The following is a 25,247-nucleotide window of genomic DNA, read 5'->3' as shown; positions in this document are numbered from 1 at the left end:
AGTCCGGGGGGAGACTGCCGATAATCTTCATCAGGACTCGTGTCTAAAGAATAAAAGGAACCCCCATGTCCAGTTTGATCAACAGCGCCATGAGTGGCCTCAGCGCGGCACAGGCGGCGCTGAATACCGCCAGTAATAATATTTCAAGCTATAACGTGACGGGCTATACCCGTCAGACAACGGTGCTGAGTGCCTCAAACAGTACACTCACCGGCGGCGGTTGGGTTGGCAACGGCGTGTATGTCTCCGGGGTCCAGCGCGAATATGATTCATTCATTACCAACCAGCTGCGCACGGCGCAGAACCAGAGCAGCGCCCTGAATACCCGCTACCAGCAGATGTCAAAAATCGACGATGTTCTGTCCGGTACCACCAACAACCTGTCAACCACTATGCAGGGTTTCTTTACCAGCCTGCAAACCCTGGTCAGCAATGCCGAAGATCCGGCTGCGCGTCAGACGGTGCTGGGCAAGGCCGATGGCCTGGTGAACCAGTTTAAAGTCAACGATCAGTACCTGCGCGATCAGGATAAGCAGATCAATATCACTATCGGCACCAGCGTTGATCAGATCAACAACTACGCGAAGCAGATTGCGAACCTGAACGATCAGATCTCTAAACTGACCGGTGTCGGGGCAGGGGCATCGCCTAACAACCTGCTCGATCAGCGCGACCAGTTGGTGAGCGAGCTTAACCAGATAATCGGCGTTGAAGTTTCAGTCCAGGATGGCGGCACCTATAACGTATCGTTTGGCAATGGCTACAACCTGGTGCAGGGCAGCACGTTCAGTCAGCTGTCAGCCGTGAAGTCCAGCGCCGATCCTTCCCGCACCACCGTGGCGTTTGTTGACGAGGCGGCAGGAAGCGTGGAGATCCCGGAAAAGCTGCTGACCAACGGATCGCTCGGCGGGCTGTTGACCTTCCGTACTGAAGAGCTCGACACCGCGCGCAACACCCTGAATCAGCTGGCGCTCTCGTTCGCCAACGCCATGAACACCCAGCATGCAAAAGGTTTTGATGCCGAAGGCAATGCCGGTGAAAAAATGTTTGATATCGGCACGCCAGCGGTACTGGCTAACAGCAAAAATACCGGTTCGGCCTCGGTGTCCGCCGCCGTCTCTGTCCCCGACAGCGCCAAAGTCCAGGCCACTGACTATAAGATGGAGTTTGATGGCTCCGACTGGAAGATTACCCGCCTCTCCGATAAAACCACGGTTACCGCCACTAACGACGGGAGCGGCAATTTATCTTTCGATGGCCTGACGGTCAGCGTATCGGGCGCGGCAAGTGCAAAAGACAGCTTTATCGTTAAACCGGTCGCTAACGCCATTGTGAATATGGATCTGGCGATCAGCGACGAATCGAAACTGGCCCTCGCGTCAGATGCCGCGGGCGGTGAGAGCGATAACCGCAACGGTCAGGCGCTGCTGGATCTGCAAAGCAGCAAAGTGGTTGGCGGTAACAAAACCTTTAACGATGCCTATGCGTCACTGGTCAGCACCGTCGGCAGCAAAACCTCGACCCTGAAAACCAGCAGCACGACGCAGGCCAACGTGGCGACGCAGCTGAGCAATCAGCAGCAGTCAATTTCCGGGGTTAACCTCGACGAAGAGTATGGCAACCTGCAGCGCTTCCAGCAGTATTACCTGGCAAATGCCCAGGTGCTGCAAACCGCCAGCACGCTCTTCGATGCGTTAATTAATATTCGCTAAGGCCGAGGTGAACAATGCGTATTAGCACCCAGATGATGTACCAGCAGAACATGCGTGGGATCACTGATTCCCAGAGCAAGTGGATGGCATACGGTGAGCAGATGTCCACCGGCCAACGCGTTAACCGTCCATCGGATGATCCGATTGCCGCCTCGCAGGCAGTGGTGTTATCCCAGGCGCAGTCACAGAATAACCAATTTACATTGGCCCGCTCCTTTGCTACGCAGAAAGTATCTCTGGAAGAGAGCGTGCTGGATCAGGTGACTAAGGCAGTGCAATCGGCACAGGATAAAATTGTCTACTCGGGCAACGGCTCTTTGAGTGACGACGACCGTAATTCGCTTGCCACCGATCTGCAGGGTATTCGCGATCAGTTGGTCAACCTGGCAAATAGCACTGACGGTAACGGGCGATATATCTTCGCCGGCTACAAAACGGATGCAGCTGCATTTAATCAGGCCACCGGCGTATATGAAGGCGGTACAACACCGATTAGTCAGCAGGTGGATTCCGCGCGTACCATGCAGATTAGTCATACAGGTAGCGAAGTATTCGAATCGTTTACCAGTAACGCTGCGCTGGAGCCAGACGGCAGCGCACCGGAAACGAACCTGTTCAAAATTCTGGATAACGTCATTACGGCTCTGAAGACTCCGGTAGAAGGCGATCAGACTAAGGCTGAGCAGTTGACTAAAGACATTGATAAAGCAAACCGTGGCTTACGCAACTCCCTGGATAACGTTTTGACCGTGCGCGCCGATCTGGGCACAAAACTGAACGAACTCGACGCACTTGATACGCTGGGTAGCGATCGTGCGTTAGGTCAGACCCAGCAGATGAGCGATCTCATCGATGTTGACTGGAACGCCGCCATTTCCTCTTACACGATGCAGCAAGCTGCGCTCCAGGCGTCATACAAGGCCTTCAGCGATATGCAGGGAATGTCCTTGTTCCAGCTTAATAAATAACATTTTCACCTTTAGAACATGGCTTGAAACTGATCATGTTCTCTCTGCCCAATCCGTTCGCGGATTGGGTTTTTTTTTATCAAGAGTTGACTGCCGTGCGCGTCTCCCGGGGGCGTTCGGTCAGGCGGATGACCAGCGCCACAGCCGCAGCCACGGTCGCCAGGGCAACCACGCCCGGCCATCCGGCAAGGGTATACAGTTGACTGCCGAGCGCGGATCCTAATGCCATACCAATAAACACGACGGTAAAGAGCAGGGCATTCAGACGGCCGCGTGCCTGCGGCTCCAGGCCATACACCAGATTCTGATGGGCGACGAGGCTGGATTGCAGACCCAGGTCAAAGCCCACGGCAGCAACGGCAATCAGGATCAGCTGGCCATGCAGGCCAAACAGCGGCAGCAAAAACATCAGTGCAAAGGAGAGGGTCACCAGCGCGGCACCCAGTTGGGTGACTTTCCCGGCGCCGAGCTTGTCGGCCAGCCCGCCCGCCAGAGGTGCTGCCAGCGCCCCAGCGGCACCTGCAATACCGTATCCGCCTGCAACCGCACTGCCCAGCTGGTAATGTTCCATTAGCATCACCGCCAGCGTCGACCAGAAGGCGCTGAAAGCAATGGAGAGAAAGCCCTGCGCCAGTGCGGCACGACGCAATGCCGGGTAGCGTTGCCACAGGTGTGCCATAGAGCGCATCAGTGCCGGGTAGCTCAGCGTTGAGGAGACCGCAAAGCGGGGCAACACCCTCCACATCACTACGGCGAGAAGCGCAATACTGCCTGCAGCCAACTGGTACATCACGCGCCAGCCGAAGGCCTCACCGACCACACCGCTCACGGTTCTGGAGAGCAGGATCCCCAGTAACAGACCGGTCATCACCGTCCCGACCGTTTTCCCCTGTTTGCCCTCAGGCGCCAGAATGGCCGCGGCCGGAACGATATCCTGGGCCATGGTGGCGGTCATTCCTATCAACAGGCTCACCAGCAGCAGGGAGTGGATCTGAACGGTCAGGCTACAGGCCAGCAGCAACAGCGCCAGCGCGGCACTTTTCAGCACGATCAGCGTCCGGCGATCGTGACGGTCGCCCAGCGGCAGAAGAAACAGGATCCCCAGCGCATAGCCTGCCTGAGTCAGGGTCGGTACCATCCCCATGCCCTCGATGCTGAGATGCAGATCGCTACCCATCAGCGGCAGCAGTGGCTGGGCATAGTAAATAGCGGCGACGCTAAATCCTGCGCCTATTGCGAGGATAAAAATGACCCAACGGCTGACGGCCTGGGTAGCGGTGTGAGTGTTCATATGCGGTTCCTTATATCGGGTGTGGCGCTATTCTTCCGCAGCTCGCCTTGCGGTGGTAGCAGGCGCAGTGTTAAAACACTTATACGTGTAACGTATAAGTGAATCGATAATGAAACGCTCAGAGCGTATAGACAGAGTAGAGCTGATGCGCACCTTTGTGCGTATCGTTGAAGCGGGGTCGCTCTCTGCCGCCGCCGTGCAGATGAGCACCACCCAGGCGACGGTGAGTCGCCGACTGCAGTCGCTGGAAACCTTGTTAGGGGCACGCCTGATCCTGCGCACCACCCATGCCATGAAGCTGACGGACGACGGTGAGCGCTGCTATCAGCATGCCCGACGCGTTATCGACAGCTGGCTGGCACTGGAAGATGAAGTGGGTCAAACGGAAGATGAACCCGTGGGCGTGCTGCGGGTACGTGCCCCGCATGCTTTTGGTCAGGAGCAGCTGCTGGAGCCGTTAACGGCGTTTCTGCTGCGCTACCCCCGGCTAAACGTGGAGTGGATGTTGAACGATCGCTCTGCTGATTTTCTCAGTGACAATATCGACTGCGCTATCCGCGTGGGGGCGGAGGTTGATCCGGCAACGGTATCGGTTCTGCTGGCGGAAGTGCCGCGCTGTATTGTGGCTTCGCCTGAATTGCTCTCCCGCCATGCCCCTGTCCATAAACCTGAAGATCTCTCGTCGCTGCCCTGGGTGGCGCTGAATACTTTTTATCGTGAGCATATCGAGTTGTTTAACGATGTTACGTTGCCTCCGCTGCGTATTGCTATCTCACCGAGACTGAGTACCGACAGTCTGTACGTGGCGCGTAAAAGTGCCCTGACCGGACTGGGCGTGGCGGTGGTATCAAGCTGGACGGTGGAAGGGGATATCCGTGAGGGGCGACTGGTGCATCTGCTGCCGGACTGGCAGCCTGCGGCGTTGCCCGTTCATCTGGTCTATCCGTGGTCGCGTTATTATCCGGCGCGGTTACGCCGCTTCCTGGACATGATGCGCGAGGTGATGCCGGAAATCGCCGGAATGCGCAGTCCGGCGCAAGAGAAATAAAAAAGCCGACCCGAAGGTCGGCTTTTAACGTGCAGTACGCTTATTCAGCAGACTGCGGGCGCGTTGCAGGTGCAGTGGCCTGGTGCGAAGCACTGTGGCCGCCAGCAGAACCTTTACCTTCGAAATCGAAGGCCGGGCGAACCCAGTCGCTTTGACGCGGCGCGTCCGGAACATAGTCCGGTGCCGGAGCACGGGTCATTGGCGCAGTAGCATAGTGAACATCTGCATTCGCCTGAGCGACGGGTACAGGCTTGACTTCAACCTCTACTTCCGCGGTTTTCACTTCAACCACCTCAGGTTTTGCTTCAGCAACTGGCACCGGTTCATCAGCAATTTCAACTTCCGGCTGCACGTTGGTTTCAACGTCCACTTCTACGACGTCCTGCTGTGGCTCGGGTTCAACCGCAACGGCGGCGATTTCAACCGGCTCTGCGGCCTGTACTTCTTCCACGACCTGCTCAGCAACCACGACATCTTCAGCGGCGATGATCTGCGGCTGCTCGCTAACAGGCGCAGCAATTACCTCCGGATGAGCGGTCTCAACTGCAGCGACCTGCGGCTCCGGGATGGAGACGGCAGCGGCTTCGGTGATGATTTCATCGGCGACAGGCATCACAGGGGCAACAGTTTCTGGCGCGATGTTCTGCTCGTCGAACTGCTGCTCCTGAGGACGGGCAACCGGATAGCGGATCCAGGCTTTACCCGAGGCCATTTCTGGTGATGCACAGGCAATCGCCAGCGGCATTGGAGACTGCAGCGGGTAACGCTCATCACGATAGCGACGACGACGCTGACCGCTTACACGCAGGTGACGCGGAGAACGACGTGAACGACGTGGCATACCGGTGTTGTCACGATTTTCAGCGTTGTCTTCCTGCTCTGGTGCACTTTCGATTACCGCAGGCAGGTCAACTTTAGCCAGCTCAGTGCTCTGCGCAGGCGCAGCGTGCGGGGCAACGGCTTCAGCAGCCATCTCTTCCTGAGTCTGGAAACGCACTTTCTGGTTCAGCTGGCGCGGTTTACGGCGCGGCATGACCTGAATGTTTTCTTCCTGCTCGGCATCCTGCACGGGTTGCTCTTCGCGGTTAAGCTCTTTCGTTTCTTGCTGCGCCTGGCGCTTGTCATCACTACGACGACGGTTGCGCTCGCGGCGCGGCTGCTGCTCATCACGCTGTCTGGATTTTTCAGACTCGTCGCTGACCGGCTGGCGAACTTCGCGTTCTTCCACGTTCTGCTGTGGTTTTTCGCGGCGGTTGCGGCGGTTATCATCGCGACCTTCACGGCTTTCACGACCTTCGCGGCTCTCACGATTATCACGGTTATCGCGATTTTCACGACCTTCACGGCCTTCGCTATTGTCAGAACGGCTATCGCGGTTATCACGGCGATCGTTGCGATCGTTACGGTCACGGCGGTTGTTCTGACGCTTACGACGATCCTGTGAGCGCTCTGGTTTAACTTCTTTCTGCTCTACCGGTTCCGGGGCAGGCTGCGGCTCTTCACCGGCAAACATTTTCTTCAGCGCACCGAAGAAACGGCTCAACAGGCCAGGTTCAGCAGGGGCAGTGCGGGTTTCTGCAGCAGGTTTCTGCGCCACAGGTTGCGCATCAACGCTTTCCTGGGCAGGTGCTGGAGGTGCTTCTGGCATCACAAAAGCGGCCAGCGCTGGCTGCTCAGGCAGTTTACGCTCGTTGTACTCGGCTTCAGACGGCAGCGCCATTTCTTCTTCATGCAGCTTAGGCAGCATGTAGCTCAGCGTGGTCGTCTCTTCGCCTTTGCGAACGCGCAGCACGGAGTAGTGTGGGGTCTGCATCTGATCGTTCGGAACGATCACGCAGCGCAAGCCACCCAGACGGGTTTCGATAGCGCTTACCGCTGCACGTTTTTCGTTCAGCAGGTAAGAGGCGATCGGCACGGGCACAATAGCGTGAACTTCTTTGGTGTTCTCTTTCAGCGCTTCTTCTTCAATCAGACGCAGGATAGAGAGCGACAGCGACTCGTTATCACGCACGGTACCGGTGCCGCTACAGCGCGGGCAGACGTGGTGGCTGGATTCACCCAGTGACGGGCTGAGACGCTGACGGGACATCTCCAGCAGACCAAATCGTGAGATGTGGCTTATCTGGATACGCGCACGGTCCTGACGTACCGCTTCACGCAGGCGGTTTTCTACCGCGCGCTGGTGACGGACCGGGGTCATGTCGATGAAATCGATAACGATCAGGCCGCCCAGATCGCGCAGGCGCAGCTGGCGAGCAATCTCGTCGGCCGCTTCCAGGTTGGTGTTGAACGCCGTTTCTTCGATATCGCCGCCGCGGGTTGCACGTGCGGAGTTAATGTCGATGGCGGTCAGCGCTTCGGTGCTGTCGATAACAATGGAACCACCGGACGGCAAACGCACTTCACGCTGGAAAGCGGACTCGATTTGCGATTCGATCTGGTAGTGGCTGAACAGCGGGATTTCACCGGTGTACAGTTTAATTTTGCTGGTGAAATCCGGACGACCCAGCGCGGCGATGTGCTGGCGAGCCAGCTCAAGCACTTTCGGGTTATCAATCAGGATTTCGCCGATGTCCTGGCGCAGATAGTCACGGAAAGCACGCACGATAACGTTACTTTCCTGGTGGATCAGGAACGGAGCAGGGCGGCTTTCAGCGGCTTTCTGAATCGCTTCCCAGTGCTTCAGACGGAAGCCCAGATCCCACTGCAGCGCTTCGGCAGATTTGCCAACGCCGGCGGTACGGACAATCAGGCCCATGCCGTCTGGCAGTTCAAGACTGCCCAGCGCTTCTTTCAACTCGGTACGGTCATCGCCTTCGATACGGCGGGAGATCCCCCCCGCACGTGGGTTATTAGGCATCAGGACCAGATAGCTGCCTGCCAGACTGATAAAAGTAGTGAGTGCTGCGCCTTTGTTGCCGCGCTCTTCTTTATCGATCTGAACGATAACTTCCTGACCTTCACGCAGGACATCTTTGATGTTCGGACGGCCATGGGCGTTATAGTTAGACGGGAAGTATTCGCGAGCGATCTCTTTCAGCGGGAGGAAACCGTGACGCTCGGCACCGTAATCAACAAATGCGGCTTCAAGGCTCGGTTCAATGCGGGTGATTTTACCTTTGTAAATGTTCGCTTTTTTCTGTTCGTGTCCCGGACTTTCGATATCCAGATCGTACAGACGCTGCCCATCCACAAGGGCGACACGCAACTCTTCTTGCTGAGTTGCGTTGATTAACATTCTTTTCATCGTAACTTACTCATTATTCTTACATTGACGACTAAGCTGCGGGCAAGGTGACGCTTTCCGGGGTATGAACCGATGGCCTCGTGTCTATTCACGTCGCCAACCTCACGGTTGTCGCTCGCTTAAGAGGCGCAAAGTGTCGGTTGCCTGTATTTCATACGGAAATACAGCGCAATTATCAGGGGAACAGCCTGGGTAAAACTCTCCAGAGAAGATTCCATTTACCGGTAAGTACTGCAACCCGCAGCCCGCTAACTGTCTGAAAGATCAATACGTCTTACGCCATTGCTGCGTGGATGATCGGTCAGACAAAATTGGTCATTCCGTCTTATCCTTACTAAACCCGGATTTAACACGGAAAACAGCAGCATTATTCCATTGCTAACCGGGTTATAGCAAGATGACTTTTACCAATTATCACCCGGTTACTCACAGTTTCTTCACTTCATCGAGGTGATTGGTTTAATAACCATCAAATCGATTGCGTGCGCCAGGCGGTTACCGGGTAGATGTAAATATAAGCATAGAAAAATGAGTGGCGCTAATGGCTGGTGATAATTAGAATCGCCCACCATGAAAACAGAGACTCCATCCGTAAAAATGGTTGCCATCACCGAAGATGAAGCGGGGCAACGAATCGACAACTTTTTGCGCACCCAACTGAAAGGTGTGCCAAAGAGTATGATTTATCGCATCTTGCGCAAGGGCGAGGTGCGGGTGAATAAGAAACGCATCAAACCTGAATACAAACTTGAAGCGGGTGATGAAATACGCATCCCGCCCGTTCGCGTTGCTGAACGGGAAGAAGAGGCTGTATCGCCGCATCTGAATAAAGTGGCGGCCCTGACGAATGTGATTTTATATGAAGACGATCATATTCTGGTGTTGAACAAGCCCTCCGGTACTGCCGTGCATGGCGGTAGCGGGTTGAGCTTCGGTGTGATTGAAGGTCTGCGCGCGCTGCGCCCTGAAGCACGTTTCCTCGAGCTGGTTCATCGTCTCGATCGCGACACCTCTGGTGTGCTCTTAGTTGCCAAGAAACGTTCTGCCCTGCGTTCGCTGCATGAACAGCTGCGTGAAAAAGGGATGCAGAAAGATTATCTGGCGCTTGTGCGCGGGCAGTGGCAGTCCCACGTCAAAGTGGTGCAGGCCCCGCTGCTGAAGAATATTTTGCAAAGCGGTGAGCGCATCGTTCGCGTTAACCAGGAAGGCAAACCGTCTGAAACGCGCTTCAAAGTTGAAGAGCGCTATGAATTTGCGACGCTGGTGCGCTGCAGTCCGGTGACCGGACGTACCCACCAGATCCGCGTTCATACTCAACATGCCGGTCATCCTATCGCCTTCGACGACCGCTATGGTGACCGTGAGTTCGATAAGCAGCTGGCGGGCACGGGATTATCGCGTCTGTTCCTGCACGCCGCCGCGCTGAAGTTCACACACCCAGGCACGGGCGAAATCATGCGTATTGAAGCGCCAATGGACGAGCAGCTGAAACGCTGCCTGAAAGTTTTGCGCGGTTAATCGCCCGGCGGCGCTGCGCTTGCTCGGGCCTATGGTTTATAGGCCGGGTAAGCATAGCGCCACCCTGCGTAAGTTACGCCATCAGCGGGTTATAGTGTTCCCGACGTAACATCTGGCACAGCGCAATCAGCGGTAATCCTACCAGCGCATTCGGGTCACGACCGTCCAGCTTGTCAAACAGTGCAATCCCTAATCCTTCACTCTTAAAACTGCCTGCACAGTTCAGCGGTCGCTCTTTGCGGACGTAATCCTCAATCTCCTGTTCGCTAAGGTGGCGAAAGTGGACATCAAAGGGCTCGCATTCGGTCTGTAAATGCCCCGTCGCGGCATTGTAGAGGGCCAGGCCGGTGTAAAAGGTGACAATGCTGCCACGTGCCTTCATGAGCTGCTGACGCGCATTCTCTTCCGTATGCGGTTTACCGGTAATCTCGCCGTCCAGGACGCAAACCTGATCGGAACCTATAATCAGATGGTCAGGGTAGCGTGCAGCCAGACTTTGCGCTTTTTCCTGAGCCAGACGGACCACCAGATGGCGCGGTGATTCACCGGGGCGTGGGCTTTCATCTACGTTCGGTGCGGCACATTCAAACGGCAGTCCGAGCTTTTCCAGCAGCACGCGGCGATAGGGTGATGTGGAGGCAAGAAGAAGATTTGGCATATTTTTTTCACCAGATATAGCGTATCGATGCCAGCCATTTTAAACTACAGGCCGCAATGTGTGCGAATAATTGGCAAAAGGCAGCCCGAGGTTGCCTTTTTCTTTGACTCTATGACGTTACAAAGTTAATATGCGCGCCCTATGCAAAAGGTAAAATTACCCCTGACTCTTGATCCGGTTCGTACGGCTCAAAAACGCCTTGATTACCACGGTATCTATACCCGCGATCAGGTTGAGCGTATCGCCGAATCCGTAGTCAGTGTGGACAGTGATGTGGAATGCTCCATGTCGTTCGCTATCGATAACCAGCGCCTTGCCGTATTGACCGGTGATGCAAAGGTATCGGTTACGCTCGAGTGTCAGCGTTGCGGGAAATCGTTCCCACTTCATGTTCACACAACATATTGTTTTAGTCCCGTTCGCTCTGTCGAGCAGGCTGAAGCACTCCCGGAAGCGTATGAGCCGATTGAGGTTAACGAATTCGGTGAAATCGATCTGCTGGCACTAGTTGAAGATGAAGTGATCCTCACTATGCCTGTGGTTCCGGTGCATGATTCTGAACACTGTGAAGTGTCCGAGGCGGACATGGTCTTTGGGGAATTGCCTGTTGAAGCGCAAAAACCAAACCCATTTGCCGTATTAGCCAGTTTAAAGCGTAAGTAATTAAGGAGTAAGGTCCATGGCCGTACAACAGAATAAACCAACCCGTTCCAAACGTGGCATGCGTCGTTCCCATGACGCGCTGACTGCAGTTACCAGCCTGTCTGTAGACAAGACTTCTGGTGAACAACACCTGCGTCACCACATCACTGCTGACGGTTTCTACCGCGGCCGCAAGGTTATCACTAAGTAATCACGCGTTTGCGTGATTAAGCTTAGTGAGGGTTTCCCCGTGCAAGCGGGGATATACCGAACCAGGCTGTGACGATACCTTGACACGTCTAACCCTGGCGTTAGATGTCATGGGGGGTGATTTTGGCCCTTCTGTGACAGTGCCTGCAGCATTGCAGGCACTGAACTCTAATTCGCAACTCACTCTTCTATTAGTCGGAAACCCCGACGCAATCACGCCATTACTCGCAAAAGCTGACTTCGAACAACGTTCGCGTCTGCAGATTATTCCTGCGCAGTCAGTTATTGCCAGTGATGTCAGGCCTTCGCAGGCCATCCGCAACAGTCGCGGCAGCTCAATGCGTATTGCACTTGAGCTGGTAAAAGATGGACGCGCGCAAGCGTGCGTTAGCGCGGGAAACACCGGCGCACTGATGGGGCTGGCAAAATTACTGCTCAAGCCCATTGATGGGATTGAGCGCCCGGCGCTGGTGACGGTACTGCCGCATCAGCAAAAGGGCAAAACGGTGGTGCTTGATTTAGGTGCCAACGTCGATTGCGATAGCGTGATGCTGGCGCAATTTGCGGTGATGGGCTCGGTGCTGGCTGAAGAAGTACTGGGAATTTCCCGCCCTCGGGTGGCCTTGTTGAATATCGGTGAAGAAGAGACCAAAGGTCTCGACAGCATTCGTGAAGCGGGAGAGCGGCTAAAAAACGAGCCGTCCATCAACTATATTGGTTATCTTGAAGCCAACGAATTATTGACCGGAAAAACGGATGTCCTGGTGTGTGACGGGTTTACAGGTAACGTGACACTGAAAACCATGGAAGGGGTGGTGAGAATGTTTCTTTCTCTGCTTAAATCGCAGGGAGAGGGGAAAAAAAGGTCATGGTGGCTGATTTTATTGAAGCGTTGGTTACAAAAGAGCCTGGCGCGGCGATTCAGTCACCTCAACCCCGACCAGTATAATGGCGCCTGTCTGTTAGGATTGCGCGGCATCGTGATTAAGAGTCACGGTGCCGCCAATCAGCGAGCGTTTTCCGTCGCGATTGAACAGGCAGTGCAGGCGGTGCAGCGACAAGTCCCACAGCGGATTGCCGCTCGCCTGGGATCTGTATTAGCAAAAAGTGACTGAGCGTACATGTATACGAAGATTTTAGGTACCGGCAGCTATCTGCCAAAACAAGTGCGAACCAACGCCGATCTGGAAAAAATGGTAGATACGTCTGACGAGTGGATTGTCACGCGTACAGGTATCCGTGAACGTCGTATTGCCGCGCCAGATGAAACGGTTGCCACCATGGGCTTTGAAGCTGCCCAGCGCGCGCTGGAGATGGCGGGTATCGATAAAGAAGACATCGGTCTGATTATTGTCGCGACGACGTCCTCGACCCATGCTTTCCCAAGCGCGGCGTGCCAGGTACAGAACATGTTGGGCATTAAAGGCTGCCCGGCGTTTGACGTGGCGGCTGCCTGCGCAGGCTTTACCTATGCGCTGAGCATTGCCGATCAGTACGTGAAATCCGGTTCAGTTAAGCATGCGCTGGTGATCGGTGCTGACGTGCTGGCGCGGACATGCAATCCAGAAGATCGTGGGACAATCATTATCTTTGGTGATGGTGCAGGTGCAGTTCTGCTGGGACAATCTGAAGAGCCGGGCATTATCTCGACACATCTGCATGCGGACGGCCGCTACGGCGAGCTGTTGACGCTGCCAAACGCAGATCGTGTTAATCCGGACAGCTCAATCTACCTGACCATGGCGGGTAATGAAGTCTTCAAAGTGGCGGTCACCGAGCTGGCGCATATCGTTGATGAAACGCTGGAAGCCAACAACCTCGAGCGCTCCGCCCTCGACTGGCTGGTGCCGCATCAGGCTAACCTGCGCATCATCAGCGCTACTGCGAAGAAACTCGGCATGTCTATGGATAACGTTGTGGTGACACTGGATCGTCACGGCAATACGTCTGCGGCATCGGTACCCTGCGCATTTGACGAAGCGGTGCGCGATGGACGAATTCAACGGGGCCAACTGGTGTTGCTCGAAGCCTTCGGTGGCGGTTTCACCTGGGGTTCTGCGCTGGTTCGTTTCTAGTATAAGGATTAAATAATGACGCAGTTTGCTTTTGTGTTTCCGGGCCAGGGTTCTCAGGCCGTAGGAATGTTGTCGGGTTTAGCGGCAGAGTATCCGGTAATCGAAGAGACGTTCCGTGAAGCTTCTGATGCTCTGGGCTATGATCTTTGGGCGCTGACTCGGCAGGGGCCAGCCGAAGAGCTGAATAAAACCTGGCAGACGCAGCCAGCGCTGCTGACCGCATCGGTGGCCCTGTGGCGCGTATGGCAACAGCAGGGTGGCAAAACGCCTGCGCTGCTGGCAGGCCATAGCCTGGGGGAATACTCTGCGCTGGTATGTGCAGGTGTGATTGCATTTGCTGACGCGGTACGCCTGGTTGAACTGCGCGGCAAGTTTATGCAGGAAGCGGTACCGGAAGGGACCGGCGGCATGTCGGCTATTATCGGTCTGGATGATGCTGCTATTGCGAAAGCGTGCGAAGAGTCAGCCGCCGGGCAGGTGGTTTCACCGGTTAACTTCAACTCGCCTGGCCAGGTGGTTATCGCCGGTCACAAAGAAGCGGTTGAACGCGCTGGTGCTGCCTGTAAAGCTGCCGGTGCTAAGCGTGCGCTGCCGCTGCCGGTTAGCGTCCCGTCCCACTGCGCGCTGATGAAGCCTGCTGCAGAGAAACTGGCGATCGAACTGGAAAAAATCACCTTCAATGCACCGGCTATCGCGGTGGTAAACAACGTTGATGTGCAGTGTGAAACCGCGCCAGAGGCTATCCGTCATGCGCTGGTTCGCCAGTTGTACAGCCCGGTTCAGTGGACCAAAACCGTTGAATTTATGGCATCGCAGGGCGTTGAGCACCTGTATGAAGCAGGTCCGGGTAAAGTCCTCACCGGTCTGACAAAACGTATTGTTGATACCCTGACCGCGTCGGCCATTAATGAGCCGGAAGCACTGTCAGCGGCACTCGCGCAGTAAGAAGAGGAATACCATGAGTTTTGAAGGAAAAATCGCACTGGTCACCGGCGCAAGCCGTGGTATTGGCCGTGCCATTGCTGAAACGCTCGTCGCGCGCGGCGCGACGGTGATCGGTACTGCAACCAGCGAAAGCGGTGCGCAGGCGATCACTGATTATCTGGGTGCGAACGGCAAAGGTCTGATGTTGAATGTGACCGATCCTGCATCTATCGAATCTGTTCTGGGAAACATTCGCGCAGAATTTGGCGAAGTGGATATTCTGGTCAATAATGCCGGGATTACTCGCGACAACCTGCTGATGCGAATGAAAGATGATGAGTGGAACGATATTATCGAAACCAATCTTTCATCTGTATTCCGTCTGTCAAAAGCGGTAATGCGAGCTATGATGAAAAAGCGTCATGGACGTATTATCACTGTCGGTTCTGTGGTTGGTACCATGGGAAATGCTGGTCAGGCTAACTACGCTGCGGCGAAAGCAGGTCTGATCGGTTTCAGTAAGTCGCTGGCGCGCGAAGTTGCGTCTCGCGGTATTACGGTAAACGTTGTTGCTCCGGGCTTTATTGAAACGGACATGACGCGTGCGCTGACTGAAGATCAGCGTGCGGGTACGCTGGCGGCAGTTCCTGCGGGTCGTCTTGGCGATCCTAAAGAAATCGCCAGCGCGGTAGCATTTTTAGCCTCTGACGAAGCGAGTTACATCACTGGTGAGACTCTCCACGTTAACGGCGGAATGTACATGGTTTAACCACGATCAAAAAGATTTGCGTTATTAGGGTGAATGGCCTCAGAATAACGCAAAATCGTGGTACGACCTGCCGGGATTTAGTTGCAAATTTTTCAACATTTTATACACTACGAAAACCATCGCGAAAGCGAGTTTTGATAGGAAATTTAAGAGTATGAGCACTATCGAAGAACGCGTTAAGAAAATTATTGGCGAACAGCTGGGCGTTAAGCAGGAAGAAGTTGTGAACTCCGCTTCCTTCGTTGAAGACCTGGGCGCAGATTCTCTTGACACCGTTGAGCTGGTAATGGCTCTGGAAGAAGAGTTTGATACTGAGATTCCGGACGAAGAAGCTGAGAAAATCACCACCGTTCAGGCTGCCATTGATTACATCAACGGTCACCAGGCGTAAGTGAGCATCTCCAGGCGGTCATTCGACCGCCTGTGTTTTTTCTTGTGTAGTCCCCCGATTCTCTTTTTTTCCCTCCCTGGAGGACAAGCGTGTCTAAGCGTCGTGTAGTTGTGACCGGACTTGGCATGTTATCTCCTGTCGGCAATACCGTAGAGTCCACCTGGAAAGCTCTCCTTGCCGGTCAGAGTGGCATCAGCCTAATCGACCATTTCGATACTAGCGCCTATGCAACGAAATTTGCTGGCTTAGTAAAGGATTTTAACTGTGAAGAAATCATCTCGCGCAAAGAACAGCGCAAGATGGATGCCTTCATTCAATATGGAATTGTTGCAGGCTGGCAGGCCATGCAGGATTCTGGCCTTGAAATTACGGAAGAGAACGCAACCCGTATCGGCGCCGCTATCGGCTCCGGGATTGGCGGTCTTGGCTTAATCGAGGAAAACCATGCCTCTCTGGTAAACGGTGGCCCGCGTAAGATTAGCCCGTTCTTTGTTCCGTCAACGATTGTTAACATGGTGGCCGGTCATCTGACCATCATGTTCGGCCTGCGTGGCCCTAGCATCTCTATCGCGACAGCCTGTACTTCCGGCGTGCACAACATCGGCCAGGCGGCGCGTATCATCGCTTACGGCGATGCAGATGCTATGGTTGCCGGTGGTGCTGAAAAAGCCAGTACCCCTCTGGGTGTCGGTGGTTTTGGTGCTGCGCGTGCGCTGTCTACCCGTAACGACAACCCGCAGGCGGCAAGCCGTCCGTGGGATAAAGACCGTGATGGTTTTGTGCTGGGCGACGGTGCGGGCATGGTCGTACTGGAAGAGTACGAACACGCGAAGAAACGTGGCGCAAAAATTTATGCAGAAATCATTGGTTTCGGCATGAGCAGCGATGCTTATCACATGACCTCTCCGCCGGAAGACGGAGCAGGTGCTGCACTGGCAATGGTTAACGCTATCCGCGATGCGGGTATTGAACCGGGCCAGATTGGCTATGTGAATGCGCACGGTACCTCTACGCCCGCGGGCGACAAAGCAGAAATGCAGGCCGTTAAGTCTGTGTTTGGCGATGCAGCCAGCCGTGTGATGGTGAGCTCCACCAAATCCATGACCGGACACCTGTTAGGTGCAGCGGGTGCAGTAGAGTCTATCTACTCCATCCTTGCGCTGCGCGATCAGGCTGTTCCGCCAACCATCAACCTGGATAACCCGGATGAAGGTTGCGATCTGGACTTCGTTCCGCACGAAGCACGCCAGGTCAGCGGTCTGGAGTACACCCTGTGTAACTCCTTCGGCTTCGGTGGCACCAACGGCTCTCTGATCTTTAAAAAGGTCTGACGCTGTCAGTCGGGTTAGCCACTGTGCTACCCGACAAATTGATAAAAAAGGTCCGCTTGTCGGGCCTTTTTTATTCAGTTTTCTTCCCTTGTCCCAGGCATTTCATCCTGCCAAACTAGCCGACCACCTTTAAGGAGCCACCATGTTCTTGATAAATGGCATGAAGCAGGCAGTTCTTCCGGCGAGTGACAGGGCTATCCAGTTTGGCGACGGCTGTTTTACCACGGCGCGCATTGTAGAGGGCAGAGTCTGTATGCTTGATGCTCACCTGCAACGCCTGCAGGTGGCCTGCGAAAAACTGTTCATCGCTTATACCGCGTGGCAGGAACTGACTGGCGAAATGATTGAGCTGGCGCAGGGTGTTGAGCGCGGCGTGCTCAAAGTCATTATTAGCCGTGGCAGCGGCGGCAGAGGTTACAGCGCGGCCAACTGCCAGCATCCCGTGCGAATCCTTTCCGTTTCCGCTTATCCTGTCCATTACGATCGCTGGCGCGTCGAGGGGATTACCCTGGCGTTAAGTCCGGTCCGTCTGGGACGTAACCCGCAGCTTGCCGGAATTAAACATCTTAATCGCCTTGAGCAGGTGCTGATCCGTACCCATCTTGAACAGACAACCGCCGATGAAGCGCTGGTTCTTGACAGCGACGGGTTCATTACGGAATGCTGTGCGGCAAATTTATTCTGGCGACGGGGCCGTGATGTATTTACCCCCCGGCTGGATCAGGCAGGGGTGAACGGCCTGATGCGACAGTTTTGTCTGCAACAGCTGGCACTCGCGGGATCCCGCGTTGTCGAAGTGTACGAGCGTGAGGCCGCGCTGAGCAGCGTTGACGAAATAGTCGTCTGTAATGCCCTGATGCCGGTGATCCCAGTCCGCCAGTATGGTTCTCAACGCTTGTCATCGCGTGAGTTGTACTCATTTTTAGCCCCTCTGTGTGAGCAAACCAGATAGTCATGAAGAAAATGCTACGTTTTATTCTCCTCGTCATTGTCGTGCTGGGCATCGCCGCTGGCGTGGGGATGTGGAAGGTTCGCCAGTTGGCGGGCAGCCCAATTCTTATCGCTGAAGAGACCATCTTCACCCTGAAAGCGGGCACCGGGCGCCTCGCGCTGGGCGATCAGCTGTATGCTGATAAGATCATTAACCGTCCGCGCGTCTTCCAGTGGTTGCTGCGCGTGCAGCCGGAGCTGTCGCATTTCAAAGCGGGAACGTACCGCCTGACCCCGGGAATGACCGTCACCGAGATGCTGCAGTTACTCGAAAGCGGTAAAGAAGCCCAGTTCCCGCTTCGTCTGGTAGAAGGGATGCGGCTGAGCGATTACCTGCAGCAGCTGCGTAATGCCCCCTATATCAAGCACACCCTGCCGGACGACAGCTATGAGACCGTGGCCAGGGTGCTAAAGTTTGACCATCCCGAGTGGGTAGAGGGCTGGTTCTGGCCCGATACCTGGATGTATACCGCTGGCACCACGGATGTGGCCCTGCTTCAGCGTGCGCACAAGAAAATGGTCGAGGCAGTCGATAAAACCTGGGAAGGGCGGATGGACGGTCTGCCGTATCAGGATCAAAACCAGTTTGTGACCATGGCCTCCATCGTCGAGAAAGAGACTGCGGTTGCCCACGAGCGCGATCAGGTTGCTTCGGTCTTTATTAATCGTCTGCGTATTGGCATGCGCCTGCAGACCGACCCGACCGTTATTTACGGAATGGGGGAGAACTACAAAGGCAAGATTTCGCGTGCAGACCTGGAAACCCCAACGGCTTATAATACCTACGTCATTAGCGGATTACCGCCGGGACCGATCGCCACGCCGGGTCAGGCGTCACTGACGGCTGCCGCACATCCGGCGAAAACGCCGTATCTCTATTTCGTCGCCGACGGAAAGGGTGGACACACATTTAACACCAATCTTGCCGGTCATAATCGTTCGGTCCAGGACTATCTGAAGGCACTTAAGGAAAAAAATGCGCAGTAATTACATCGTCATTGAGGGGCTGGAAGGCGCCGGAAAAACAACCGCACGGAATACGGTGGTTGAGACGCTTAAACAGCAAGGCATCGAAGAGATGATCTTCACCCGCGAACCGGGCGGCACGCAGCTGGCAGAAAAACTGCGCAGCCTGGTGCTGGACATAAAATCGGTCGGCGATGAGGTGATTACTGACAAAGCAGAAGTCATGATGTTCTACGCCGCGCGCGTGCAGCTGGTTGATACGGTGATTAAGCCCGCGCTTGCACGCGGCTGCTGGGTGATTGGCGATCGCCATGACCTCTCCACCCAAGCCTATCAGGGCGGCGGTCGTGGTATTGACCAGCAGATGCTCGCGACGCTTCGCGATGCAGTGCTGGGAGATTTTCGTCCGAACCTGACGCTGTACCTCGACGTCACGCCAGAAGTGGGCCTGAAGCGTGCCCGCGCGCGCGGTGAACTGGATCGCATTGAGCAGGAGTCGCTGGACTTTTTCAATCGTACGCGTGCCCGTTACCGTGAACTTGCCGCGCAGGACAGCAGCATCCGCACCATTGATGCCACACAGCCGCTGGACGATGTATTGAATGACATTCGTAACACGATCACCGACTGGCTGCAGGAACAACAGGCATGAAATGGTATCCATGGCTGCGCCCGCACCTTGAGCAGCTGGTCAACAGCTATCAGTCTGGACGGGGGCATCATGCGTTACTGATTCAGTCGCTGTCGGGTATGGGCGATGATGCGCTGATCTACGCCATCAGCCGCTACATGATGTGCCAGCACCCACAGGGACATAAAAGCTGCGGCCAGTGCCGGAGCTGTCAGCTGATGCAGGCCCAGACGCACCCGGACTATTACACGCTGGAGCCGGAGAAGGGAAAAACCTCCCTCGGCATCGATGCAGTGCGTGCAGTTAACGAAAAATTGTACGAACGCGCGCGTCTTGGCGGAGCAAAAGTCGTCTGGTTGAAAGATGCCGCCCAGCTCACCGAAGCGGCGGCCAACGCGTTGCTCAAAACGCTGGAAGAGCCACCAGAGAATACCTGGTTCCTGCTGGCCTGCCGTGAACCGGGCCGACTGCTGGCAACGTTGCGTAGCCGCTGTCGTCTGCATCATCTCAGCGTACCGCCGGAAGCCTGGGCAATCAGCTGGCTTGCACGAGAAGTGACGGTGTCACAAGAGGCAGCGCTGAGCGCGCTGCGTCTGTGCGGCGGCGCGCCTGCCGCGGCGCTGGACTTATTGCAGCAGAAGGTCTGGGCGCAGCGGGAGCTGCTTTGTCAGACGCTCGGTGCAGTGCCTGATAGCGGCGACTGGCTGAGTTTGCTGTCAGTGTTAAACCATGATCAGGCGAGCGAACGGCTGCACTGGCTCGCGGCCTTGCTGCTTGACGCACTCAAAATTCAGCAGGGCGCGACCCTGCTCAGCAATGCCGATGCCTGGCCGCTCGTCAGCAACCTCGCGCAACGCCTGCCGGGCGTGGCGCTGCGCGCTATGCTTAGTGACGTGTGCCAGTGTCGGGAACACCTTCTTAGCGTAACGGGGCTGAACCGGGAGCTGGTTCTGACTGACCTGTTACTCACTTTTGAGCATTACCTGCAACCGGGCACCACATTGCCCATTTCTCACCTCTGAGAGAGACATTATGTTTTTAGTCGACTCACACTGCCATCTTGATGGCCTGGATTATCAATCCCTGCATAAAAACGTCGATGACGTGCTGGCGAAAGCCGCCGCCCGCGACGTGAAATTTTGTCTGGCCGTGGCCACGACCTTACCTGGCTACCGCACCCTGCGCGAACTGGTGGGCGTACGCGACAACGTGGTGTTTTCCTGCGGCGTCCATCCCCTGAACCAGGACGAAGCTTACGACGTTGAGGATTTACGCCGCATGGCGGCGGAAGAGGGCGTCGTCGCTATGGGGGAGACCGGGCTGGATTATTTTTATACGCCGGAAACAAAACCCCGCCAGCAGGAGTCGTTTCGCGATCATATCCGCATAGGCCGGGAGCTGAACAAGCCAGTGATCGTCCATACCCGCGATGCGCGCGCCGATACGCTTCAGATCCTGAAAGAAGAAAAGGTGACGGATTGTGGTGGCGTACTACACTGTTTCACAGAAGACAGAGAAACAGCGGGCAAGCTGCTGGATATGGGTTTTTATATCTCGTTTTCCGGGATCGTGACGTTCCGTAATGCGGAGCAGCTACGTGAGGCTGCGCGCTACGTACCGCTCGATCGCCTGCTGGTGGAAACAGATTCCCCGTATCTGGCTCCGGTACCGCATCGCGGTAAAGAAAATCAACCCGCGATGGTACGGGATGTGGCCGAGTATATGGCCGTTTTGAAAGGCGTCGAGGTTGAAGAACTGGCACGCATTACCACTGATAACTTTGCCAGCTTGTTTCACATCAACCCCTCCCGCCTGCAATCTGCCTGATTAGCCTGTTTTTTTAAGGCTCGTAATTAATAATCAAAGCGAGTACAGTTCACCGCCCTTTTTGGGGCGGTGAAGGCTTTTCTGGAGACATTTAGTAACAGCTTTTGTAAAATTCTGAAAGTTTTTCAGAGGCCTTAAGCTGAAACGTGATAGCCGTCAAACAAAGATACGCGGATTTATTTTACTCTGTGTAATAAATAAAGGGCGCTTAGATGTCCTGTCCACGGCACGGTTCTCCCCCCGGGCCAATGCGTGAAAACGTAAAAAAAGCACAAATACTCAGGAGCACTCTCAATTATGTTTAAGAATGCATTTGCTAACCTGCAGAAGGTCGGTAAATCGCTGATGCTGCCAGTATCCGTACTGCCTATCGCAGGTATCCTGCTGGGCGTCGGTTCTGCAAACTTCAGCTGGCTGCCAGCCGTAGTTTCTCATGTGATGGCCGAAGCAGGCGGTTCTGTTTTTGCTAACATGCCACTGATCTTCGCCATCGGCGTTGCGCTTGGCTTCACCAATAACGACGGCGTATCTGCACTGGCCGCTGTAGTTGCATACGGCATCATGGTTAAGACCATGGCTGTGGTTGCACCTCTGGTACTGCACTTGCCACCTGAAGAGATCGCGTCAAAACACCTGGCTGATACCGGTGTTCTGGGCGGGATTATCTCGGGTGCGATTGCGGCCTATATGTTTAACCGCTTCTATCGCATCAAGCTGCCTGAGTATCTGGGCTTCTTTGCTGGTAAGCGTTTTGTTCCAATCATTTCTGGTCTGGCGGCGATTTTCACTGGCGTGATCCTCTCCTTCATCTGGCCTCCGATTGGTTCCGCAATCCAGACCTTCTCCCAGTGGGCTGCTTACCAGAACCCGGTTGTGGCGTTCGGTATCTACGGCTTCATTGAGCGGTGCCTGGTACCGTTTGGTCTGCACCACATCTGGAACGTTCCTTTCCAGATGCAGATCGGCGAATACACCAACGCAGCAGGTCAGGTCTTCCATGGCGACATCCCTCGTTACATGGCTGGCGACCCAACTGCAGGCAAACTGTCTGGTGGCTTCCTGTTCAAAATGTACGGTCTGCCGGCTGCTGCGATTGCAATCTGGCACTCTGCTAAACCAGAGAACCGTGCAAAAGTGGGCGGCATCATGATCTCCGCAGCGCTGACCTCGTTCCTGACCGGTATCACCGAGCCGATCGAGTTCTCCTTCATGTTCGTTGCGCCGATCCTGTACATCATCCACGCGGTACTGGCAGGACTGGCATTCCCAATCTGTATTCTGCTGGGTATGCGTGACGGTACATCCTTCTCGCACGGTCTGATCGACTTCATCGTACTGTCTGGTAACAGCAGCAAACTGTGGCTGTTCCCAATCGTGGGTGCGTGCTACGCGGTGCTGTACTACACCATCTTCCGCGTGCTGATCAAAGCACTGGACCTGAAAACACCAGGCCGTGAAGATGCGTCTGACGACGTGAAATCAACGTCTACCAGCGAAATGGCGCCAGCGCTGATTGCAGCTTTCGGCGGCCGTGACAACATCACTAACCTGGACGCGTGTATCACTCGTCTGCGTGTGAGCGTTGCCGATGTGGCTAAAGTTGACCAACCTGGCCTGAAAAAATTAGGCGCAGCGGGCGTTGTTGTTGCAGGTTCGGGTGTTCAGGCAATTTTCGGTACTAAATCCGATAACCTGAAAACCGAAATGGATGAATACATCCGCAACAACTAAGTTGTGACCTGGGGAGACTAAGGCAGCCGAATGGCTGCCTTTTTTATGTCTGCGGTTTATGAAACGCCCGGTGGCGCTGCGCTTACCTGAGCCAGAGCATAGCCACCACACGTAAAAAAGGGAGCCATTTGGCTCCCTTAAACAGTGGGTTAATGATTAGAACTGATAGCTGGCGGTTACGCTCACGTTACGCGGTTCGCCATAAACAATCTCACCCTCGACGTTGGTGTCGTAAGTCTTATCGAAGAGGTTGTTCAGATTACCCTGCAGGGAGAAGTTTTTGGTGACCTGATAACGCGTGAAGAGGTCCACCAGCGCGTAGCTGCCTTGCGATGCACGCCAGGTGCCGTACGGGGTATCCTGGTAAGTGTACACACCGTTTTGCCAGTTAACGCCACCGCCAACGGTCAGCTCAGGCATAACCGGCAGACGATAGCTGGTAAACAGTTTCACGGTGGTACGCGGCAGGTTCGGGTTAACCGCTTTGCCTTCGTTATCTTCCGCGACGTAACGTGTTGCACCGAAGGTCATCTGCCAGTTATCCGTCAGCGCGCCGTTGATTTCGAACTCAACGCCTTTGCTCACGGTGCCGTCTACGCTTTTGTATGCCGTATCCGTGGAGCCCTGAATCATCTGGCCGGTGCTTTGGCCCAGGTTATCCTGCTCAATGCGGAACACGGACAGCGTGGTGGTCAGACGGCTGTTCATCCAGTCGGATTTCAGGCCGGCTTCGTAGTTATTACCGGTGATCGGGGAAAGGTATTTACCCGAGCTGTCGCGGTAGTTCTGCGGCTGGAAGATAGAGGTATAGCTGGCGTAGGTCGACCAGTTGTCATTGATGTCGAAGACCAGACCCGCGTAAGGCGTGGTGTGGTTCTGCTCCATGCCGTAGGTCAGGGTGTCGACGCGCCAGTTGGTGTAACGCGCGCCCAGAATCAGGTGCAGCGGGTCGGCCAGCGAAATACGGGTTGCCGCATAGACCGACTTCATGTCGGTGGTGTCGTCCTGTGCCAGCGACTGCGATCCCCAGTTGGTTTCCGGGAAATGGCCGTTATAGTCGTAGAAATTGCCCAGCTCATCCGGGTAGACGTTCGCCCAGGAGTTGGTATAGCGGTTTGTCTGACGGCTGAAGCTGCCGCCAATCATTACGGTATGCTGACGGCCTAACAGCTCATAGCCACCGTCTGCAAACAGGTCCACCGCATCCACTTTACGAATACCGCTGTTCCAGCCGGTACCGCCAACGTAATCATAACCTGGACCGTAACTCGCGTACGGGCCGACGAGGTTGCCAGTGCTCTTATCGACAAAGGCATCAATATACATCGCCTTACTGTCGAATTTGGCTTCGGTATGGGTCGCATTCAGCGTCGCCTGCCAGTCGTCAGCAAAGCGCTGTTTCAGGGTAAAGAAGACTTTGTTGAACTCTTTGTCGTTGTACGCCCAGTCAGGCGACGTGCTGTGGGCACGATCGTAATGCAGGACGCTGCCATCGGTGTTCCAGCGCGGCAGGCCACCCCAGGTCTGGTTGTTGGTGTCGTTACGCTGATATTCGTAGCCGGCGGATAACGAAGTGCTGGTGCCCAGATCGGCGTCCAGGATACCGGAGAAGAAGGTGCGTTTCTGGTTATTGTGGTCGAGCCAGGAGTCGCTGTCCTGATATCCCGCCACGATGCGGCCGCGAAGATTGCCGTCTTCCGTCAGCGGACTTTGCATGTCCATCACGTAGCGCTGTTTGTTCCAGCTACCGTATTCTGCAGACAAATTACCTTTAAATTCGCGGCTGGTGGCATGCTTACGCACCATGTTGATCGCCGCAGACGGGTTGCCTGTTCCGGTCATCAGACCGTTTGCGCCACGTACGATTTCAACGCGCTCATACAGCGCCGTGTCTGACTGAGAATCACCCAGGTTCCAGCGCGATTCGAAATAGGTGGGAATGCCATCGAGCATATAGTTATCAATGGCAAAACCGCGGGAGTAAAAGTTGCTGCGGTCGGAGTCAGTACTGACTTTGCTGATCCCCATTGTGTTGTCCATCACGTCGCCCAGGGTCTGCAGCTGCTGGTCTTCCATGCGTTGTTGGCTGACGATGGTCACCGACTGCGGAATATCACGCTGGACCATTTGCATTTTGGTGCCCACGGTCGTGGTTTTGACGCTGTAGTCCTGGCTGTCATCAGAGGCAGAATGATCCTACCCACGTAATGTGGACACGGCCCTAAGCGAGGTTCTGGTTTTCAAACTGTTCCGGGCTGAGTCCGCCACAGGCGCTGTGACGTCTCCAGCGATTGTAATCACACTCGATATAATTAAAC

Annotated in this window: 22 protein-coding genes and 1 pseudogene; 18 read left to right on the top strand and 5 right to left on the bottom strand. The window is 55.1% G+C overall.

The window, feature by feature from the left end; translation table 11 throughout:
- Nucleotides 1-65 precede the first annotated feature (65 nt).
- Nucleotides 66-1,712: a flagellar hook-associated protein FlgK gene (gene flgK / locus M8014_RS06775; protein WP_271281764.1), complete on the top strand. Its 1,647-nt coding sequence runs from the start codon at nucleotides 66-68 to the stop codon at nucleotides 1,710-1,712.
- Between the two features lie 14 nt (nucleotides 1,713-1,726).
- Nucleotides 1,727-2,680 carry a flagellar hook-associated protein FlgL gene (gene flgL, locus M8014_RS06770; RefSeq protein WP_271281763.1) on the top strand — a complete coding sequence of 318 codons (954 nt, stop codon included), beginning with the start codon at nucleotides 1,727-1,729 and terminating at the stop codon, nucleotides 2,678-2,680.
- Between the two features lie 79 nt (nucleotides 2,681-2,759).
- Here the strand turns inward: flgL and M8014_RS06765 are convergent, their stop codons facing one another.
- The gene (locus tag M8014_RS06765) at nucleotides 2,760-3,971 is read right to left on the bottom strand and encodes an MFS transporter (RefSeq protein WP_271281762.1); all 1,212 of its coding nucleotides are present in this window, start codon (nucleotides 3,969-3,971) and stop codon (nucleotides 2,760-2,762) included.
- 109 nt (nucleotides 3,972-4,080) lie between these two features.
- Between M8014_RS06765 and M8014_RS06760 the strand changes: the two genes are divergently transcribed.
- Nucleotides 4,081-5,019: a LysR family transcriptional regulator gene (locus tag M8014_RS06760; protein WP_271281761.1), complete on the top strand. Its 939-nt coding sequence runs from the start codon at nucleotides 4,081-4,083 to the stop codon at nucleotides 5,017-5,019.
- Between the two features lie 40 nt (nucleotides 5,020-5,059).
- Here the strand turns inward: M8014_RS06760 and rne are convergent, their stop codons facing one another.
- A complete protein-coding gene (gene rne, locus M8014_RS06755; RefSeq protein ID WP_271281760.1) occupies nucleotides 5,060-8,266 on the bottom strand; it encodes a ribonuclease E in 3,207 nt (1,068 codons plus the stop codon).
- A 570-nt stretch (nucleotides 8,267-8,836) separates the two neighbouring features.
- Here rne and rluC point away from each other — a divergent pair.
- Nucleotides 8,837-9,784, top strand: a complete 948-nt coding sequence (gene rluC, locus M8014_RS06750; RefSeq protein WP_271281759.1) for a 23S rRNA pseudouridine(955/2504/2580) synthase RluC — start codon at nucleotides 8,837-8,839, stop codon at nucleotides 9,782-9,784.
- A 73-nt stretch (nucleotides 9,785-9,857) separates the two neighbouring features.
- On the opposite strand, the gene M8014_RS06745 is transcribed toward rluC, so the two are convergent.
- Entirely contained in the window at nucleotides 9,858-10,442 is a 585-nt protein-coding gene (locus M8014_RS06745) for a Maf family protein (RefSeq protein ID WP_271281758.1), read from the bottom strand.
- 141 nt (nucleotides 10,443-10,583) lie between these two features.
- Between M8014_RS06745 and yceD the strand changes: the two genes are divergently transcribed.
- From yceD to ptsG, 14 genes are all read left to right on the top strand, one after another.
- Nucleotides 10,584-11,105, top strand: a complete 522-nt coding sequence (yceD, locus tag M8014_RS06740; RefSeq protein WP_271281757.1) for a 23S rRNA accumulation protein YceD — start codon at nucleotides 10,584-10,586, stop codon at nucleotides 11,103-11,105.
- Between the two features lie 16 nt (nucleotides 11,106-11,121).
- The gene (gene rpmF, locus M8014_RS06735) at nucleotides 11,122-11,295 is read left to right on the top strand and encodes a 50S ribosomal protein L32 (protein WP_106992734.1); all 174 of its coding nucleotides are present in this window, start codon (nucleotides 11,122-11,124) and stop codon (nucleotides 11,293-11,295) included.
- Between the two features lie 79 nt (nucleotides 11,296-11,374).
- Nucleotides 11,375-12,409, top strand: coding sequence for a phosphate acyltransferase PlsX (gene plsX, locus M8014_RS06730; RefSeq protein WP_271281756.1), 1,035 nt, complete (start codon nucleotides 11,375-11,377; stop codon nucleotides 12,407-12,409).
- 6 nt (nucleotides 12,410-12,415) lie between these two features.
- The gene (locus M8014_RS06725) at nucleotides 12,416-13,369 is read left to right on the top strand and encodes a beta-ketoacyl-ACP synthase III (protein ID WP_271281755.1); all 954 of its coding nucleotides are present in this window, start codon (nucleotides 12,416-12,418) and stop codon (nucleotides 13,367-13,369) included.
- Between the two features lie 15 nt (nucleotides 13,370-13,384).
- Nucleotides 13,385-14,314 carry an ACP S-malonyltransferase gene (gene fabD / locus M8014_RS06720; protein WP_271281754.1) on the top strand — a complete coding sequence of 310 codons (930 nt, stop codon included), beginning with the start codon at nucleotides 13,385-13,387 and terminating at the stop codon, nucleotides 14,312-14,314.
- A 13-nt stretch (nucleotides 14,315-14,327) separates the two neighbouring features.
- The gene (gene fabG / locus M8014_RS06715; RefSeq protein WP_271281753.1) at nucleotides 14,328-15,062 is read left to right on the top strand and encodes a 3-oxoacyl-ACP reductase FabG; all 735 of its coding nucleotides are present in this window, start codon (nucleotides 14,328-14,330) and stop codon (nucleotides 15,060-15,062) included.
- Between the two features lie 154 nt (nucleotides 15,063-15,216).
- A complete protein-coding gene (gene acpP, locus M8014_RS06710) occupies nucleotides 15,217-15,453 on the top strand; it encodes an acyl carrier protein (protein ID WP_003857954.1) in 237 nt (78 codons plus the stop codon).
- A gap of 89 nt (nucleotides 15,454-15,542) precedes the next feature.
- Nucleotides 15,543-16,784 (top strand): beta-ketoacyl-ACP synthase II, encoded by a 1,242-nt coding sequence (gene fabF / locus M8014_RS06705; protein WP_271281752.1) that lies wholly within the window; start codon nucleotides 15,543-15,545, stop codon nucleotides 16,782-16,784.
- A gap of 142 nt (nucleotides 16,785-16,926) precedes the next feature.
- On the top strand, nucleotides 16,927-17,736 hold the full coding sequence (gene pabC, locus M8014_RS06700) for an aminodeoxychorismate lyase (protein WP_271281751.1): 810 nt from the start codon (nucleotides 16,927-16,929) through the stop codon (nucleotides 17,734-17,736).
- 2 nt (nucleotides 17,737-17,738) lie between these two features.
- A complete protein-coding gene (gene yceG, locus M8014_RS06695; RefSeq protein WP_271281750.1) occupies nucleotides 17,739-18,761 on the top strand; it encodes a cell division protein YceG in 1,023 nt (340 codons plus the stop codon).
- Nucleotides 18,751-19,392, top strand: coding sequence for a dTMP kinase (gene tmk, locus M8014_RS06690; protein WP_271281749.1), 642 nt, complete (start codon nucleotides 18,751-18,753; stop codon nucleotides 19,390-19,392). Before yceG ends, tmk begins: the two co-directional genes overlap by 11 nt.
- The gene (holB, locus tag M8014_RS06685; protein WP_271281748.1) at nucleotides 19,389-20,393 is read left to right on the top strand and encodes a DNA polymerase III subunit delta'; all 1,005 of its coding nucleotides are present in this window, start codon (nucleotides 19,389-19,391) and stop codon (nucleotides 20,391-20,393) included. The genes tmk and holB overlap by 4 nt, the downstream gene beginning before the upstream one ends.
- Nucleotides 20,394-20,403: 10 nt before the next feature.
- Entirely contained in the window at nucleotides 20,404-21,198 is a 795-nt protein-coding gene (locus M8014_RS06680) for a metal-dependent hydrolase (RefSeq protein ID WP_271281747.1), read from the top strand.
- A gap of 297 nt (nucleotides 21,199-21,495) precedes the next feature.
- Nucleotides 21,496-22,929: a PTS glucose transporter subunit IIBC gene (gene ptsG / locus M8014_RS06675; RefSeq protein ID WP_271281746.1), complete on the top strand. Its 1,434-nt coding sequence runs from the start codon at nucleotides 21,496-21,498 to the stop codon at nucleotides 22,927-22,929.
- Between the two features lie 156 nt (nucleotides 22,930-23,085).
- Here ptsG and fhuE read toward each other — a convergent pair.
- Together fhuE and M8014_RS06665 are read right to left on the bottom strand one after the other, a co-directional pair.
- Nucleotides 23,086-25,119, bottom strand: a pseudogene (fhuE, locus tag M8014_RS06670) (ferric-rhodotorulic acid/ferric-coprogen receptor FhuE); the annotation flags it as partial.
- Nucleotides 25,120-25,150: 31 nt separating this feature from the next.
- Nucleotides 25,151-25,247: IS3 family transposase (locus tag M8014_RS06665; RefSeq protein ID WP_071890408.1), on the bottom strand; the 97-nt coding region annotated here is incomplete at its 5' end.

The organism is Silvania hatchlandensis (assembly GCF_025564065.1).
In the GTDB taxonomy this organism is placed as follows: Bacteria; Pseudomonadota; Gammaproteobacteria; order Enterobacterales; family Enterobacteriaceae; genus Enterobacter; species Enterobacter hatchlandensis.
The sequence above is the reverse complement of the archived record's forward strand: the minus strand, read 5'-3'. Positions and strand labels throughout refer to the sequence as shown.

What these genes read in the sequence shown, in the direction of transcription:
- pabC (WP_271281751.1), top strand. Translation starts at nt 16,927, where the DNA reads ATGTTCTTGATAAATGGCATGAAGCAGGCAGTTCTTCCGGCGAGTGAC.
- yceG (WP_271281750.1), top strand. Translation starts at nt 17,739, where the DNA reads ATGAAGAAAATGCTACGTTTTATTCTCCTCGTCATTGTCGTGCTGGGC.
- rne (WP_271281760.1), bottom strand. Translation starts at nt 8,266, where the DNA reads ATGAAAAGAATGTTAATCAACGCAACTCAGCAAGAAGAGTTGCGTGTC.
- flgL (WP_271281763.1), top strand. Translation starts at nt 1,727, where the DNA reads ATGCGTATTAGCACCCAGATGATGTACCAGCAGAACATGCGTGGGATC.
- rpmF (WP_106992734.1), top strand. Translation starts at nt 11,122, where the DNA reads ATGGCCGTACAACAGAATAAACCAACCCGTTCCAAACGTGGCATGCGT.
- M8014_RS06680 (WP_271281747.1), top strand. Translation starts at nt 20,404, where the DNA reads ATGTTTTTAGTCGACTCACACTGCCATCTTGATGGCCTGGATTATCAA.
- M8014_RS06745 (WP_271281758.1), bottom strand. Translation starts at nt 10,442, where the DNA reads ATGCCAAATCTTCTTCTTGCCTCCACATCACCCTATCGCCGCGTGCTG.
- ptsG (WP_271281746.1), top strand. Translation starts at nt 21,496, where the DNA reads ATGTTTAAGAATGCATTTGCTAACCTGCAGAAGGTCGGTAAATCGCTG.
- M8014_RS06765 (WP_271281762.1), bottom strand. Translation starts at nt 3,971, where the DNA reads ATGAACACTCACACCGCTACCCAGGCCGTCAGCCGTTGGGTCATTTTT.
- flgK (WP_271281764.1), top strand. Translation starts at nt 66, where the DNA reads ATGTCCAGTTTGATCAACAGCGCCATGAGTGGCCTCAGCGCGGCACAG.
- fabG (WP_271281753.1), top strand. Translation starts at nt 14,328, where the DNA reads ATGAGTTTTGAAGGAAAAATCGCACTGGTCACCGGCGCAAGCCGTGGT.
- M8014_RS06760 (WP_271281761.1), top strand. Translation starts at nt 4,081, where the DNA reads ATGAAACGCTCAGAGCGTATAGACAGAGTAGAGCTGATGCGCACCTTT.
- tmk (WP_271281749.1), top strand. Translation starts at nt 18,751, where the DNA reads ATGCGCAGTAATTACATCGTCATTGAGGGGCTGGAAGGCGCCGGAAAA.
- fabD (WP_271281754.1), top strand. Translation starts at nt 13,385, where the DNA reads ATGACGCAGTTTGCTTTTGTGTTTCCGGGCCAGGGTTCTCAGGCCGTA.
- M8014_RS06725 (WP_271281755.1), top strand. Translation starts at nt 12,416, where the DNA reads ATGTATACGAAGATTTTAGGTACCGGCAGCTATCTGCCAAAACAAGTG.
- yceD (WP_271281757.1), top strand. Translation starts at nt 10,584, where the DNA reads ATGCAAAAGGTAAAATTACCCCTGACTCTTGATCCGGTTCGTACGGCT.
- holB (WP_271281748.1), top strand. Translation starts at nt 19,389, where the DNA reads ATGAAATGGTATCCATGGCTGCGCCCGCACCTTGAGCAGCTGGTCAAC.
- rluC (WP_271281759.1), top strand. Translation starts at nt 8,837, where the DNA reads ATGAAAACAGAGACTCCATCCGTAAAAATGGTTGCCATCACCGAAGAT.
- acpP (WP_003857954.1), top strand. Translation starts at nt 15,217, where the DNA reads ATGAGCACTATCGAAGAACGCGTTAAGAAAATTATTGGCGAACAGCTG.